At 57.1% G+C, this 14,411-nt stretch carries 12 protein-coding genes and 1 pseudogene; 6 read left to right on the top strand and 7 right to left on the bottom strand.

Annotated elements, in window-relative coordinates:
* Positions 1 to 116: 116 nt before the first annotated feature.
* The 3 genes and pseudogenes from V1289_RS27935 to V1289_RS27925 form a co-directional block, all read right to left on the bottom strand.
* Positions 117 to 1,177 (bottom strand): annotated as a pseudogene (locus V1289_RS27935) (phosphotransferase family protein).
* Positions 1,178 to 1,193: 16 nt separating this feature from the next.
* A complete protein-coding gene (locus tag V1289_RS27930; protein WP_334400619.1) occupies positions 1,194 to 2,429 on the bottom strand; it encodes an acyl-CoA dehydrogenase family protein in 1,236 nt (411 codons plus the stop codon).
* Positions 2,430 to 2,546: 117 nt separating this feature from the next.
* A complete protein-coding gene (locus V1289_RS27925) occupies positions 2,547 to 3,131 on the bottom strand; it encodes a hypothetical protein (RefSeq protein ID WP_334400617.1) in 585 nt (194 codons plus the stop codon).
* Positions 3,132 to 3,529: 398 nt separating this feature from the next.
* Between V1289_RS27925 and V1289_RS27920 the strand changes: the two genes are divergently transcribed.
* The 3 genes from V1289_RS27920 to V1289_RS27910 all read left to right on the top strand — a co-directional run bounded on the left by V1289_RS27920 (position 3,530) and on the right by V1289_RS27910 (position 5,783).
* On the top strand, positions 3,530 to 4,321 hold the full coding sequence (locus V1289_RS27920) for a crotonase/enoyl-CoA hydratase family protein (protein ID WP_334400615.1): 792 nt from the start codon (positions 3,530 to 3,532) through the stop codon (positions 4,319 to 4,321).
* 41 nt (positions 4,322 to 4,362) lie between these two features.
* The gene (locus V1289_RS27915; protein ID WP_334400613.1) at positions 4,363 to 5,154 is read left to right on the top strand and encodes an SDR family oxidoreductase; all 792 of its coding nucleotides are present in this window, start codon (positions 4,363 to 4,365) and stop codon (positions 5,152 to 5,154) included.
* Between the two features lie 170 nt (positions 5,155 to 5,324).
* A complete protein-coding gene (locus V1289_RS27910) occupies positions 5,325 to 5,783 on the top strand; it encodes a MaoC family dehydratase (RefSeq protein WP_334400611.1) in 459 nt (152 codons plus the stop codon).
* 399 nt (positions 5,784 to 6,182) lie between these two features.
* Here V1289_RS27910 and V1289_RS27905 read toward each other — a convergent pair whose 3' ends face one another.
* Both V1289_RS27905 and V1289_RS27900 read right to left on the bottom strand, forming a co-directional pair.
* The gene (locus V1289_RS27905; RefSeq protein WP_334400609.1) at positions 6,183 to 7,808 is read right to left on the bottom strand and encodes a class I adenylate-forming enzyme family protein; all 1,626 of its coding nucleotides are present in this window, start codon (positions 7,806 to 7,808) and stop codon (positions 6,183 to 6,185) included.
* A complete protein-coding gene (locus tag V1289_RS27900) occupies positions 7,805 to 8,014 on the bottom strand; it encodes a hypothetical protein (RefSeq protein ID WP_334400606.1) in 210 nt (69 codons plus the stop codon). The genes V1289_RS27905 and V1289_RS27900 overlap by 4 nt, the downstream gene beginning before the upstream one ends.
* A 439-nt stretch (positions 8,015 to 8,453) precedes the next feature.
* On the opposite strand from V1289_RS27900, the gene V1289_RS27895 reads away from it, so the two are divergent.
* The gene (locus V1289_RS27895) at positions 8,454 to 10,550 is read left to right on the top strand and encodes a 3-hydroxyacyl-CoA dehydrogenase NAD-binding domain-containing protein (protein ID WP_334407717.1); all 2,097 of its coding nucleotides are present in this window, start codon (positions 8,454 to 8,456) and stop codon (positions 10,548 to 10,550) included.
* Positions 10,551 to 10,909: 359 nt separating this feature from the next.
* The gene (locus V1289_RS27890) at positions 10,910 to 11,551 is read left to right on the top strand and encodes a TetR/AcrR family transcriptional regulator (RefSeq protein ID WP_334400604.1); all 642 of its coding nucleotides are present in this window, start codon (positions 10,910 to 10,912) and stop codon (positions 11,549 to 11,551) included.
* Positions 11,552 to 11,772: 221 nt separating this feature from the next.
* Here the strand turns inward: V1289_RS27890 and V1289_RS27885 are convergent, their stop codons facing one another.
* Together V1289_RS27885 and V1289_RS27880 are read right to left on the bottom strand one after the other, a co-directional pair.
* Complete coding sequence (locus V1289_RS27885; protein WP_334400602.1) at positions 11,773 to 12,018, bottom strand: hypothetical protein; 246 nt, start codon at positions 12,016 to 12,018, stop codon at positions 11,773 to 11,775.
* A 475-nt stretch (positions 12,019 to 12,493) separates the two neighbouring features.
* Entirely contained in the window at positions 12,494 to 13,135 is a 642-nt protein-coding gene (locus V1289_RS27880; RefSeq protein ID WP_334400600.1) for a glutathione S-transferase family protein, read from the bottom strand.
* 750 nt (positions 13,136 to 13,885) lie between these two features.
* Here V1289_RS27880 and V1289_RS27875 point away from each other — a divergent pair.
* Positions 13,886 to 14,377 (top strand): MarR family winged helix-turn-helix transcriptional regulator, encoded by a 492-nt coding sequence (locus V1289_RS27875; protein ID WP_334400598.1) that lies wholly within the window; start codon positions 13,886 to 13,888, stop codon positions 14,375 to 14,377.
* The last annotated feature ends 34 nt before the right edge of the window (positions 14,378 to 14,411 follow it).

Below are 14,411 nucleotides of genomic sequence, written 5' to 3'. Positions count from 1 at the left end.
GTTGCATCAGGGTAACAATTTAGGAGACAGCCGTCGTCTCAACTTATTCGGCTTCGACATCTCTGCCAATGCTGTTCGCGATGCTCTGGTTTGAAACCTTGTTCCACTTGCCTTCTCTAGGTTGCGCCGGCTTTTTGAGCGAAACTCCAAGCCGCCCGCGCAAGCGGGACAGATAGCGCCGCCGATTCGGCAGCTTTGTCGCTCGCCGCGGTACCTTCCCTGATCCGCGCGGCAATCCCTTGCGTGATGCCGGCAAGCCGGAAAAGATTGTAGGAAAAGTACCAATTGATATCGGGAATTGACGACTGCCCAGAGGCCCTGCAATAGATCTCTTCCGCCTCTTCGATCCTGGGAATATTCAGTTGCTTTAGATCTGCGCCCTCCAACCCCGGCATCACCCACTGCATCAACAAATAAGTGAAATCGGCCATCGGATCACCAAGTGGGGAGAGCTCCCAGTCCAGCACGGCGACGACGCGCGGTTCATTCGCGTGGAAGATCATATTATCGAGCCGGTAATCGCCGTGCACGACCGACACGCGTTCCTGCTTCGGCACCGTGGGTGGAAGCCACTCAATCAGGCGATCCATTTCCGGAATGACGTCGATTGCCGACGCGCGATACTGCTTGGTCCACCTTCGACCTGGCGGGCGAAATAATTGCCAGGCTTACCGAAGTTGCCAAGGCCTAGCGTTTCCGGGTCGTAACTGTGAAGCTTTGCAAGGGTCGTGATCTTGTCGGTGAAAATTAGTGACCGCTCTTGCGGTGGCTGACTTGGCAGTGTCGGATTCCAGAACACTCGCCCTGGTTCCATCGACATGATGTAAAAGGCCGACCCGATAACTTCATCGTCGACGCAAAGTGCGTAAGGCCGCGCGACCGGAAAGCCCTGCTTGTACAAGGCTGCGATGACCCTGAATTCACGATCGACGGCGTGTGCCGACGGCAGCAGTTTGCCGAATGGTTTGCGGCGCAAGACGTAGGAAGCGCCGCGCGTGTTGAGCCGATAGGTTGGATTCGACTGACCGCCCTTGAACTGAAGGACCGTAAGCTGTCCCAGATACCCGTCAATATTCCCGCGCATCCAGCGATCGAGGCTCGCCTCATCAATGCGATGACGCTCCTCGACCGGCTTAACGCCCGCATATTCCTCGTCCCGCTTTATGCTGTGCGCCACGCGCCCATCCGCCAGGCTATGGAAGCGCCGCGTTGGCGTATTTGCGCAGCTCCAAGCGTGCAATGGCCCGATTGTGAACTTCGTCGGGGCCGTCCGCGAGGCGCAACGCGCGGACACCTGAATAAGCTTTGGCCAACCCCGCTTCGTCAGAGACGCCAGCCCCCCCGAATGCCTGGATCGCATCATCGATGATCTTCAGCGCCATGTTGGGTGCGGCTACCTTGATCATCGCAATTTCGAGTTGCGCGGTCTTGTTGCCCACTTTGTCCATCATATCGGCAGCCTTAAGGCACAGCAGGCGCGTCATTTCGATATCGGTTCGGGCCTCGGCGATCCGCTGCTCCCAGATCGAATATTCAATGATCTTCCTGCCGAACGCCGTGCGCGACGACAGTCGCCTCACCATCTTTTCCAACGCTGCTTCCGCCGCGCCGATCGTACGCATGCAGTGATGGATACGTCCCGGACCGAGGCGGCCCTGGGCTATCTCGAAGCCTTTGCCCTCGCCGAGCAGTATATTGCCCGCCGGGACACGGACGTTTTCGAGCAGAATCTGCCCGTGTCCGTGCGGGGCATCATCGAATCCGAATACTGGAAGCATTTTTTCAATCTTGATACCAGGCGTGTCGAGCGGCACGAGAATCTGCGACTGCTGCTGATGCCTCGGCGCGTTCACATCTGTCTTACCCATGACGATTGCGAGCTTGCAACGCGGGTCGCCCGCGCCTGACGACCACCATTTGCGACCGTTGATGACATATCGTTCACCATCACGCTTGATGCTGGTCTCGATATTCGTCGCGTCGGACGATGCGACCGCGGGTTCGGTCATTAGAAACGTGGAGCGGATCTCGCCGTCCATCAACGGGCGTAGCCACGCCTTTTTTTGCTCCCGGTTGCCATAACGTATCAGCGCTTCCATATTGCCCGTGTCCGGCGCGGAGCAATTGAAGACCTCCGAGGCCCAATAGACGCGGCCCATCTCCTCGGCCAGCATAGCGTATTCGAGATTGGAAACGCCGGCGCCGCGAAACTCTTCATCCTCATGCGACGACGGCGGCATGAACAAGTTCCAGAGGCCTTCGGTCCTAGCCTTCTTCTTCAGATCTTCGACGACCTTGATTACTTTCCAACGGTCGCCGGCGGCGTCCTGCTCCTTATAGATCTCTTCCGCAGGGCGCACGTGTTTTTGCATGAACGAAGAAACACGATGCAACCATTCACGCTGGCGATCAGACATCGAGAAGTCCATCAGGCTATCCTCACTTTTGACTCTTTGAAATTTGTCGCGGCGTTTGGAGCCTCGTGGCCACCGCCTATGACACGTTTGCCGCACCGTCCCGTTCTCTCCGCGACGGAAGCGAAACCATCACTCCCCCGATCGCCGTAGACCCAGCGTAGGACTTTGCCTCGTCCCTGCGATCGCGACCGTAATGTTCGAGATGGAGAAAGGTCGCTCGCAGCAGTTGATTGTGTCCGGCCTCGGCAAGAGAAGCGGGCTCCAATCTACAATCGCTTTCCTTGACTTTCCTTCGGACGCGGCGCCAAGGCCCATTTTTGGATTCTTCAGTTGCTCACTTGATTGTTTCTCCCATTCCGATTCCAGCTTGGGGAGGTCGATTCCGCGCCGCACCAGAGTCAGTTCACACTCAAAGCTTGCGAACAGCGCCAAAATACCCGTGCCGGCGGCGGCGCCAAGCCTATCGCGCCGAGCATACGGTTGCAGGCACTTGCGCGAAACGTCGTATTCACCACCTTTTAGGACATCATCGAGGCGATCCACGCGACGTGCCGGTTTACTATTTTCACTGGTTTTCAGGTCATCTGCTCCGGCGCAATCCAGGCCTCGGAAGAGCAAGCAGGACGCTTGCGCGACAGTTTTATGTTGTACGTGTGCTGTCAGACGCCGACGATCCCAACAACTCGATTGGAGCGGAATTGCAAACGCAGACATTGGACCATGATCCCTTCGGCACCATCATCCTTTCTAACCATTAGATTGATAATGAATGCCAACGAGTATCGACGACTGGCTTTGCGGGTGCCGACGCGTCGTGTCACCCACCAGGAGTTCGCCTTTGCTCCCTGCAGAATGTACCCTCCTGCCCTAGTCATCGTTGAATAGCCGTGATGCAATATTTTGGTAGCAGGACGTTCGCGCGGGCTGCTCTGTTGGTGGCGGCACGCGCTCGTCACCTTCAACGTTTGCGGCGGAGTTCTGCTGCGAAGATGAAGCGCCAGGAACCTCGTGGACGTTTGGGTTTTCACGACTTTCGTCTTCTTCGACGACGCCTGGGCCTATTTTCAATATGAGTCGCGACACGACCAAATGAACACAGGAGAAAACACGGCATGAGCACGACGACGGCTCCGGTGGGGCAAATCCGAACCGAGGTGCACGGACACGTGCTGAAGATCATAATCGACAACCCGGCCAAGAAGAATTCCTTCAGCCCGCAGATGATGTTTCAGATGTCGGACGCCCTCACGCTTCTGGATAAGACAGATGAATATTGGGTTGGTGTCGTTTGCGCGGAAGGTGGCGACTTCACGGCGGGCCTGGACATGCCGAAATTTTTCGGCCCAAAGGCCGAGAACTGGGACTTGAGGGAGGGGACTATCGACGTCTTCGCACTCGCCAACAGGTGTCGCAAGCCGATCGTCACCGCCGTACAGGGTATCGTCTTCACGATTGGCATCGAGATGATGCTTGCAGGCGATATTGTCATTGCCGCCGATGACTGCAGATTCTGCCAGATGGAATCCAAGCGCGGCATCGCGCCGTTCGGGGGAGCGCACTTTCGCTTCCTGACAAGGGCCGGCTGGGGTGACGCCATGTACCATCTTTTCTTATGTGACGAGTTTACCTCCGAACGGGCGTACAAGATCGGTCTCGTGCAGGAGGTTGTGCCGGCAGGCCAGCAGATCGAGCGCGCCATGGTGGTCGCGGAAACAATCGCCAAGAATGCGCCTATCGGAATTCAGGTTACGAAGGAAGCGGCGTTGAAGTTCATCGAGAGCGGCGAGCGGGCGGCCGTCGACTATATTCCGAAAATCAAAGATCGCGTATTCAACAGCGAAGATTTCAAAGAGGGAATACAGTCATTTGTCGAGCGGCGAGCGGCCGTTTTCCGCGGCCGATAGACGTATCAGGGTCGTTCAACTGCTTAGATTAAGGACAAGACATGGGTAGCATAAAGAAAGCTTTTGACCTTGCCGGAAAGACCGCACTTGTCACCGGTGGGTCACGCGGGCTCGGATTGCAGATTGCGGAGGCGCTCGGCGAGCAGGGAGCCAAGATGATTCTGTCGTCACGCAAGACGGCCGATCTGAAGCAGGCGCAGGAGCACCTCGCGGGTCTGGGCATCAAGTCTGATTGGATCGCCGCCGACAATGCCAGGGAGGATGACGTCAAGCGGCTTGCGGATGAGGCAATCGACAAATTGGGCAAGGTCGACATTCTGGTCAACAACGCGGGCGCGACCTGGGGCGCATCCACGGAAGATCATCCCATCGAGGCCTGGGACAAACTGATGACTCTCAACATCCGATCCCTGTTTCTGCTCAGCCAGCGGATCGGGAAACTGTCGATGATTCCGAACAAATACGGCCGCATCATCAATCTCGCATCGATTGCCGGCCTTCGTGGCGGCAACGGCGATATGCAAATGATCGCCTATCACACCAGCAAGGGCTCAGTGGTGAATTTCACTCGCGCGTTAGCCGGCGATTGGGGACGCCACGGGATCACCGTCAACGCGCTCGCACCGGGCTTCTTTCCGTCGAAAATGACGAAGGGCACGCTCGAGGCGGTTGGCGCGGACAAGCTTGCGGCGAGTGCGCCGCTGCGTCGTATCGGCGACCAGGACGATCTCAAAGGCGCTGCGATCTTGTTCGCAAGCGATGCCGGCAAACACATCACGGGACAGATACTTGCCATTGACGGCGGTTTGACCGCCGTCTTGCCGGCTGCCTAGCTAGAGCATGATCCGGACAATTGGGAACCGGTTTTCCGGATCATGCTCAAACAAAATGATAGAGCGTTTGAACACCGGCGTTTCCTGCCGACTAAAAATGCCCAAGCAATGGTTCCGAAAACCACCGCGACGCCAGCCCCTATCATCCGTCAAAACGAGAACCACCTGTCATGACTGAGATGACGCTTGATAACGTAGAACACTTTGTCGGCAAGAACCTCGGAACCTCGGATTGGATCGAGGTCGACCAATCCAGAATAGACCAATTCGCCGAATGTACCGGCGACCGACAATGGATCCACGTAGACGTCGAACGCGCAAAAAGAGAAAGTCCGTTCCAGGCGACGATCGCGCACGGATATCTCAGCCTGTCCCTGGTTACCGCGCTTGCAATGGATTTGGGCTTTGCGCCCAAGGACGCCTCGGTCATCGTCAACTATGGGCTCGACAGGGTGAGGTTCATCACGCCGGTCAAAGCAGGCCAGCGGGTTCGGTTGAAACTCGCTATGGCCGGCATCGAACCTAGGGATAATCGACAGTTCGTGATCAAGAGCACAGCAACACTGGAAATTGAAAACAACCAAGCTCCCGCTCTGGCGGCCGAAATTTTGGTCCTGGTCGTACCCTGACCCGGACTATCGTCCCGCAACGGTATCGACATGATCGGAGGCAACCGGTAGTATCGAATACTCTCGTGCATCCGCACCGGCGCAATTCAGGCCTGAATAGGGGTTTTCTTCTATGTCATGCCTCCATATTGGCGCCGCCGATCGCCGCCCGCGAGCCGCGTGGAAATACGCGCTCGGCAACCACCCTGCGCGACTGGCAAAAGCGGCACCGCAAATTTGCGCAATAACGCGTTTCGGAACGCATATGCGAGTCGACGAGAGCGTGCCGGAAGGCAGAGAGAATAGGCAGCAACGGTCTCAATTACGAATTTGCGCACCAGTGCGCTCAATTCGGTATTTCCGGCGCCCGCGATCCGATGAACGCTCCCTGCAACGACCAACTAAAACCTGGTCGCCACCTTATGCAGCAGGGTTGCCCAAGATGTCCTTGGCAGCTTGCCTTAACCTGACTTTGTCGACTTTGCCGGTAAGATTTCGCGGCAGTACGGAGATGTACTCGATGCGGCGCGGTACTTTGTAGTGCGCCAGTTTCTCGCTGCAATATCCAACCAGAACCGTTGGGTCGACGTCCATTTGCTCGCGCAGCACGACGAACGCAAAAACGTCCTCGCCAAGTTTTTCATGCGGCACGGCGAGAACCGCGGCTTCTCGCACGGCGGGATGCTCGACAAGAACGTTTTCGACCTCGACCGATCCAACCTTGAAGCCCCCCCGGATGATCATATCCTTCATCCGATCGACGTGATAGAAGTAGCCTTCGGTATCCATATATCCGAGGTCGCCGGTGTGAAGCCATCCGCCAGCGAGTGCTTGCGCGGTCGCTTCGGGATCACGGTGGTAGCCGCGCATGACACCTGGTCCGCGAATGAGGATCTGCCCAATCTCGCCCGCCTTGACGTCATGGTCGGTCGCGTCGGCGATTCGCATCTCGCACAGAACCGGTCGTCCTACCGATCCGAGATGTTCGTTGAAAACCTCCGGCGAGAGATAGGAGCCGACAGTTGACGATTCCGTCATCGAATATATCTGGGCCATTTTTATCCACGGGAAGCGAGCATTCACCCGATTCAGCGCCGTCACCGTGATCGGCGCCGAGCCGAAGCAAAACAACCTGACGGTCTCCAGCGAATGCCTGGTCGGGTCGAATTGCTCGGTCATGAAGATGAGGATTGAGGGCACCACCAGCAGGACCGTAGTGCCCTCGGCGCGCGCCCGTGCAAAAGTGATCTCAGAGTCAAACCGGGGATCAATTACCAGCGCTGCACCGGCACAGAACGATCCCATTCTTGCGACAAAGCAGCCGGCGCTGGTGGTGAGCGGTATCGGTGACTGTACGATGTCGTCAGCACGAATTCCCCAGCCGCGGGCCATCGCAAAGCCGCCCGCGATACTATTCGCATGAGAGAGTGTAACGGCTTTAGGTCGCCCTGTGGTACCCGACGTCATGATGACAAACGCGTCGTCTGAAGCGTCTGGGGACGGATGTGTTCTTTCGAGCGGACACGGCGGTGTGAGGAGTTGATCCCACCTGAGCGCACACGGCACACCTGGCGGGGCAACTTCGAACACCGGACCCAAGCCCGGCAGCCGCGCGCGGAGCGCGACGACTTCGGCGGCACACTCCTGTCCGCTTATCACTACCCGGCATTCCGTAAGGCTCAACGTATGCAGCAACTCGTCGCGTTTTGACCCAGGGTTGATCAGAACCGCCACGGCGCCCAGACGAAGGCAGGCAAGCTCCGTGAGCACAAACTCATAGGCTGCGGAGTTTCCCAGAGCGATTCCTACGCGATCACCTTTGACAATGCCGCATTCATGCAGGCCAGCCGCCACATCTTCGGCCCGGCTCGCGAGTTCTTGGTAGGTGAGCCGCTTCACGGCACCGTCGACTGACGGCGCGACCAGCGCAAGCCTCTCCGGATATTGCCTCGCGTTCTCCCGAACGACTTCGACAGCGGTTTGCCATTTGATGTCCTCCGGCATCGGGACAACGGCCTGCAACCGGTCATCTCGCATGTCCATCATGACGCCCTGCCCAAAGCCGGTATGCGCTGGTTGCTGAACGCTGCCATCGCATCGCGATGATTGTCGGCGTCATCGGTCATCAGAAGTTCGTAGCCGACGCCCGCGTCGAGCATGGACGACGCGGGCTGCGCCACGCGCACGTCACGCTCGTCGGCACGTACCGCATGATTAATAAATCCGATGCGGGCCGCCTCTGTTGCCGTCATCGTTCACCTCCCCTACTGTTCGCGAACATCGAAGGGCGTTTGAAGGGCGTTTGCAAAGCAATCGACGCGAATATTACAGAGGTCGATAGTTCCAAAGAAGCGTCATCGGTGTTGGACGGCTGTTCACAATTGAACAATGGCGTTCGGTAGCCCGCGCCCATCGCGCCCGCTGGAAACGCTCATGCTGCCGTGTGTAGTCAGCCCAGGATCAAGTTATTCAGATGGGAATAGTCAATCATCAGGTTTGGTGTTGCCTACGGCGACAAATCTAAACTACCTACCCATCATACGAAGCCGTTGCGTTGAGCGCGACGCGATCATTGACGACCAAAGCAAATTCGGTGGTTGCTGGCCCTGTCGACGCGATCTCGCCGGAACAGTCCTGAAACATGCGGGATGAGAAGTCCCGCTTACGAGGATGCCTATGCTGGAAAATGGCGTGAGCGGGGTTGTGAAAACGGAAATTCGCGACGGGCTCGCGATCCTCACGATCGATAACCCCCCTGTCAACGCGCTAAGCATAGACGTGCGCCGCGGTTTAAGCCAAGCCATCGAGAATGTATCCGAAGATACCCAAGTTCGAGCCGTGGTTATCACCTGCGCCGGTTGCACCTTCATCAGCGGCGCCGATATCCGCGAATTTGGGAAACCGTTCCAGCCCCCGAATTTGACCGACGTGATCAGCCAAATCGACGGTTGCAACAAACCAGTGATCGCCGCCATTCACGGGGTTGCCCTTGGTGGCGGCCTTGAGGTGGCGCTCGGCTGTCATTTCCGGATCGCCACCAAAGACGCAAAACTGGGGCTGCCAGAGGTAAAGCTGGGTTTGCTTCCCGGAGCTGGCGGAACGCAACGTCTGCCGCGCGCGGTTGGCCCGGAATTGGCCGTTAGAATGATCGTGAGCGGCGAGCCCATCTCCGCGGCGGCAGCACTGAACAGCGGCCTCATCGACGAAGTCGTCGATGGCTCGGCTGCTACGGGTGGAGAGACCTTTGCTCGCACCATCCTCGCGGAGGAGATTCCGATACGGCGACTTCGTGATGACGATTCCAAACTTCTTGCAGCGAGGAACAACCGCACGATATTCACGGACGCCGTGGCTGCTGTGAACAAGAAGAATCGTGGTTTAGAAGCTCTGGTTGCAGCTGCCGATGCGGTCGGTTGGAGCCTCGACGTTCCGTTCGACGAGGCGCTGACGCGCGAATCCAATGTGTTTCTCAAGCTGATGAGCGGCGATCAGTCAAAGGCCCAACGCTACGCCTTTTTCGCGGAGCGTGACGCAGCAAAAATCGTTGACCTTCCGGCGGGTACAGAGCCGCGCAGGGTCGCGACCGTGGCGATCATCGGGGCTGGAACCATGGGCGGCGGGATTGCGATGTCATTTGCGAATGCAGGTGTACCTGTCACGCTCCTCGAACTGGCGCAAGAACCGCTCGATCACGGCCTGAACATCATTCGCAAGAATTACGAAGCGACTGCTGCACGGTCTGGCCTTTCCGCAGATTGGGTTTCCGAACGCCTCAACTTAATCAACGGCGCCGTCGGTTTGGCCGAAGCGAAGGATGCCGACCTTGTCGTTGAAGCGGTCTACGAGACGATGGTAGTCAAGCTGGATGTATTCAAAAAGCTGGATCAACTGGCGAAGCCCGGCGCTGTGCTCGCAACGAACACCTCGTTCCTCGACGTTAACAAAATTGGGGCAGCGACGAAGCGGCCCCAGGACGTGATCGGATTGCATTTCTTCAGTCCGGCGAACGTGATGAGGCTTTGCGAGATTGTCAGGGGCTACAAGACCGCCCCCGACGTCTTGGCGACCGGCGTGGCGATCGCGCGACGCATCGGAAAGGTGCCCGCGGTCGTTGGCGTCTGCCACGGGTTCGTGGGCAACCGCATGCTCATGGTTCGGGGCAAACAGGCCGATAAGCTGCTGCTTGAGGGGGTGTTGCCGCAGCAAGTGGATGCCGTGATCACCAAATTCGGGATGCCGATGGGGCCGTTCGCGATGCTCGATCTTGCCGGACTTGATATTGGCTGGCGATCGCGCAAGGACCGCGGTGAGACTTCAGAAATCGAGGATGCGTTGTGCGAAGCGGGGCGGTTCGGTCAAAAGACTGGCAAAGGCTACTACCGATACGAGCAGGGCTCTCGGTCGCCGTTGCCGGATACAGATGTAGAAAATCTCATCACCAACACTTGGGCTCGTCGTGGCCTGAAGCGGCGGGCAGTCAGCGACGACGAGATACTCGATCGCATCTTGTACCCGATGATCAACGAAGGTGCTCGGATTCTCGAAGAAGGAATAGCCGCGCGCGCCAGCGACATCGATGTTGTCTGGCTGTACGGATACGGCTGGCCGATTCATCGAGGCGGTCCCATGTATTACGCCGATGAAATCGGCCTGGCTCAGGTCGCCGAGCGGCTATCTTACCAATCCGCAATCGACGGCGACGCCTCACTGCGGCCGAGCTCACTACTTAGCCGATTGGCATCATCGGGACAGACCTTCGCATCATTTAATCGGTCTAGGGATCATTGAGGTCCGCGCGCACGGGGTTCATCGCGCGCCGCCGAAGACTCATCATGTCCCCCGGGATACCGTAATTGGGTATTGCGTAGCATGACGTCCATAATATATCATCTGCAAAATACCCATTGGAATATCGATCCACCGGGTGGCGTCATTATAGATGGTTGGGGTGGTCCGATCATGACTAAGGCAGTGCCTTGACAGAAGTGATGCGCCCGACGATTTCTTCATCAAGCTGGCCGCGATACAATCAAGATCGTTCGGCATGGTCGTTCCTCAGCGAGTTGCGTCCCTTTGGAGAAAAATGGTGAGAGCGAAGCATTTCCACCTGCCGCCTCGGGGCTTCTTCCCGCACAGTGGAGACAGCGATGCGCTATGCCAAGGGGCATAAGGATCGTACTCGGGGCCGAATCGTCGAAAGTGCGTCCCTAGCTCTGCGCGAAGAGGGCGCCAACGGAGTGAGCGTTGCCGCCTTGATGGATCTCGCTGGTTTGACCCATGGCGGGTTCTACGCCCACTTCGAATCACGCGAGGCTCTCGTCGTCGAGGCGATAGCGATGGCTATGGATCGAACCATATCGCGCTGGCTGCAGGCAATTGAGACGACGCCAGTCCCGGACCGGTTCGATGCGATCGTTGATATCTACATCAATGCCCCACATCGAGACAATCGGGGACTTGGTTGTCCGCTGCCGGCCCTGGCAGCGGACATTGCGCGTTCGAGTAAAACGGCTCGTCGCGCGTTCGCCCAAAAGCTCCAAGAGATGATCGAGATCATGGGCCGCCAACTTCCGAACCTTTCGGCAGAAGATGGCCGCCGGATCGCGACGGCCGCAATCGCGACGATGACGGGAACTATCGTACTTTCGCGGGCGTCGGGCGAGAGAGAACTATCCGATTACATTCTGGAGGCTGGTCGTCAGACTCTACGTCTTCGAACAGTGGCTCGAAAGCCGAACGTCGTGAAAACGAACGCCAGCCGCCGCACCGCTAGGAAGGATCGCGCTTAGTGCCGCCAACGACGTTCAGCATTTTTTCCATAAAGAAAACAGTTCCGACATCAAATGTCGTCTGGGTCATGTGCACCACCGACCGTCTTGTTGCAGCCAGGCCGACTCCGTGGACCGCAAAACAACCAAAGGCCTTTGCGCATCGCGACAAGGGCTAATTCGCTGCGACCATAAGCTTGATCGACATTGCCCAGCCAAGTGGGTATCGATAATGCCGTAGCTTAGGCAAAAGCTCCAAAAAGCGAAGGGTCGATTTTCCCGCTTAGACGTCTACCGAGCTCTGTGGAGAAACGAGCGAGTACCTGCAGCGGGCTATGGTACAGCCGGACGCTTTGAATCAATCCGGCAGCATCGCGCGTCAGTATCGTGGCACCGCAAACGTCGAGGCCGAAGACTTTCCCTTCCCATTCAAGATATGTCTTGTCGTTGTCAACGGTCTCGTTCGTGAAGGCGATGGTGTCGTACATGCTGCTTGCCGTACCAAAAAAAGGCGGCGATGGACTCAACTCCGACACAAGGAGCCCGCAAGACCGACGCCCTGAGTATAGGTCTCTCGACAAAGGCCGCGGCGAATTCGGGCGATCCGTTCTTACGTACAATCGCGATCCAATCTTCTCCGGGCGACCTGTTTGACGCCTTCAATCCGTCGGCCATACGGGCTTCTCCATCGGCGCTAATCGCAGGGACTTCGCAACCTTCGCGGAAGCTAACTTCGGTCCCCTTACGTCTCCAACGTCAAAATTGCAACCATTTAGGCCAACCACTGCGGCCCGGGCAATTGGGCATTGCCACGCATCTTTTTCTCATTTTCGAGCCCGGTTTCCCCGAGAAACATCGCTGGGCCGCTGGGCGTAGGCCAGTAGTTAAGGATCAATCATGCGGTGTTCGGCTCCGAGTTCCGCAGCAGGCACACAATTTTACACTGGTCACCGCCAAGTCGAATCACGTTTGTCCAGACACGCCCGCGCTCACCGGCTTCCCCGTCGCATTCGCCTTTTTGAATGCCGGACGATTGCGCAGGCGGTCAATATAAGCCGCCAGGTTTGCCTGGCCCGAAAGATCGGCGCCGGCCTTAGTGGCGGCCATACATGCTTGACCGAGCATGATGTCGGCCGCACTGAAGTTCCCGGCCAAGAATTTGCCAGCGCGTACGCCGGCATCAACGGCGGCCAACATTTTTGAGAGAACTTTCGTAGCTCGATCCACATTAACTTGGTTCCGACGATCGGGCGAAAGGAGAACCGTTTCCACAACGATAGTGTTAACCGGCGGCATGATCATTCCTTCAGCGAAATGAAACCACTGGAGATACAACGGAAACTCTCGTGAAAGGACATCGGGTACAAGCCGCCCGTTGCCGTATTTCGCCAACACGTATTGTACGATTGCTCCCGACTCGAAGATCGTGACTTCGCCATCGATGAGTGTCGGCACCCGGCCCAGCGGATGAATCCCGAGATAGGCGGGCGATCGCATGCTTGGATCCCCAAACTTGAGGAACTCCAATTCGTAGGGCAAACCCAGCTCCTCGAACAGCCACACTATGCGGACCGCTCGCGTGTCAGGCGCAAAATAGATCTTCATAAAGCGTCCTCCACTTTTGTCGGCATATGCCGACTTCTAAGATGATGTTAATAACTTGTCAATTAGAGGCACCAGCGGCGTACTGGCGGCGCCCCCCAACATGTCTCTTTCGGCGGCCAAAACGCTGCCACGAACGACTGCACTTTCGCACCTCAACTCGATCCGCAGCCCAGATATGCGCACAGAGTTTGCTTTCATCGCTGCGTTGGCCTTGACGCACTCGACGCCTGCCGTTCCTTTACTTTCGATATGGATGCTGGATATGACCGTTCCAAAGGGGGACCGTTCTAAAGCGCCCAGCCATCAGGCTGACCCCGATGTGTTTCTTGCGTGGTGCGCCGCGATGAGCGGGGTGTCTATGTATCAGGCGCAAGGATGCGTCAGACGGGGCTGTCATGTCACATCGGTTGATCTTTATGCCAACCATGCGGATTACCGAAGGCGATCGCAATTGGTCGGTGGTGGGTGCCATCCGATCCGATGCTCCGGGATTGACCTACGTTGTGGGACGTCAGACCAATGCGCGGGCCGTCGACGGGCACGTTGAGTCCAACCACGACTCGAGCGATCGAGACGCTATTCACGATTTAGAGATGGATACTCATTCTAAATGATCTTCAGCCACGAGCTATATCAAGCTTGGAAAACTCGCATTTGGAAAACTCGCATAAAGCCGGAATCGCTCGCGTTGCGGGAAAATAGCCCGCGAAGATATGGAAATCTGTATATTTTCCTTTTTTAACGCGGCAAATGCCTATATTTTTCTGGAGAGGAGATTCACGTTACATGGGCGGTGGAAGACACAACGCCAACTCTACTTGCAGTGCGGTAGCACTCCGGAAAGCGTCGCGGCGTTTGTCTCAGTTTTACGACACGGCGCTTGCGCCGGCGGGACTCACCGTCACCCAGTATAGCCTGCTCACTGAATTGGTGAAACGCGGCGAAAATGCTCCGACTGTGACTGAACTCGCGGAAGCTATGGTGATGGATAGGTCTGGCCTAGGTCATACCCTGGGCCCTCTGGAAAGAGACGGGCTTATCGCGCTTGCAGTGGACAGCCGGGATGCTCGAGCGCGGAATGTGGTCTTGACTGTGAGGGGAAAAGCGCTGCAAAAGCACGCCACCGCGTTCTGGGCACGGGCGCAAAAAAAGTTTACCGAAATCTTCGGAGCTCGCCAAGCTGCTGACCTTCATGCAACTTTGCTTGCGATCGCTCATGACGAACGACTAGGTTCGTCCTAAGCTGAATTTGGCTTAGCGGTGGCGATCCCGTTCT

Origin of the sequence: Bradyrhizobium sp. AZCC 2289, assembly GCF_036924615.1 — a bacterium.
Classification (GTDB): Bacteria; Pseudomonadota; Alphaproteobacteria; order Rhizobiales; family Xanthobacteraceae; genus Bradyrhizobium.
Note: the sequence above shows the minus strand (reverse complement) of the source record. Positions and strands in the feature narration are given on the sequence as shown.

Excerpts from the sequence above, each read along its gene's own strand:
- V1289_RS27905 (WP_334400609.1), bottom strand. The coding sequence starts at position 7,808 with ATGATGGACATGCGAGATGACCGGTTGCAGGCCGTTGTCCCGATGCCG.
- V1289_RS27875 (WP_334400598.1), top strand. The coding sequence starts at position 13,886 with ATGCCTATATTTTTCTGGAGAGGAGATTCACGTTACATGGGCGGTGGA.
- V1289_RS27900 (WP_334400606.1), bottom strand. The coding sequence starts at position 8,014 with ATGACGGCAACAGAGGCGGCCCGCATCGGATTTATTAATCATGCGGTA.
- V1289_RS27920 (WP_334400615.1), top strand. The coding sequence starts at position 3,530 with ATGAGCACGACGACGGCTCCGGTGGGGCAAATCCGAACCGAGGTGCAC.
- V1289_RS27930 (WP_334400619.1), bottom strand. The coding sequence starts at position 2,429 with ATGGACTTCTCGATGTCTGATCGCCAGCGTGAATGGTTGCATCGTGTT.
- V1289_RS27880 (WP_334400600.1), bottom strand. The coding sequence starts at position 13,135 with ATGAAGATCTATTTTGCGCCTGACACGCGAGCGGTCCGCATAGTGTGG.
- V1289_RS27885 (WP_334400602.1), bottom strand. The coding sequence starts at position 12,018 with ATGTACGACACCATCGCCTTCACGAACGAGACCGTTGACAACGACAAG.
- V1289_RS27890 (WP_334400604.1), top strand. The coding sequence starts at position 10,910 with ATGCGCTATGCCAAGGGGCATAAGGATCGTACTCGGGGCCGAATCGTC.
- V1289_RS27915 (WP_334400613.1), top strand. The coding sequence starts at position 4,363 with ATGGGTAGCATAAAGAAAGCTTTTGACCTTGCCGGAAAGACCGCACTT.
- V1289_RS27910 (WP_334400611.1), top strand. The coding sequence starts at position 5,325 with ATGACTGAGATGACGCTTGATAACGTAGAACACTTTGTCGGCAAGAAC.
- V1289_RS27925 (WP_334400617.1), bottom strand. The coding sequence starts at position 3,131 with ATGTCTGCGTTTGCAATTCCGCTCCAATCGAGTTGTTGGGATCGTCGG.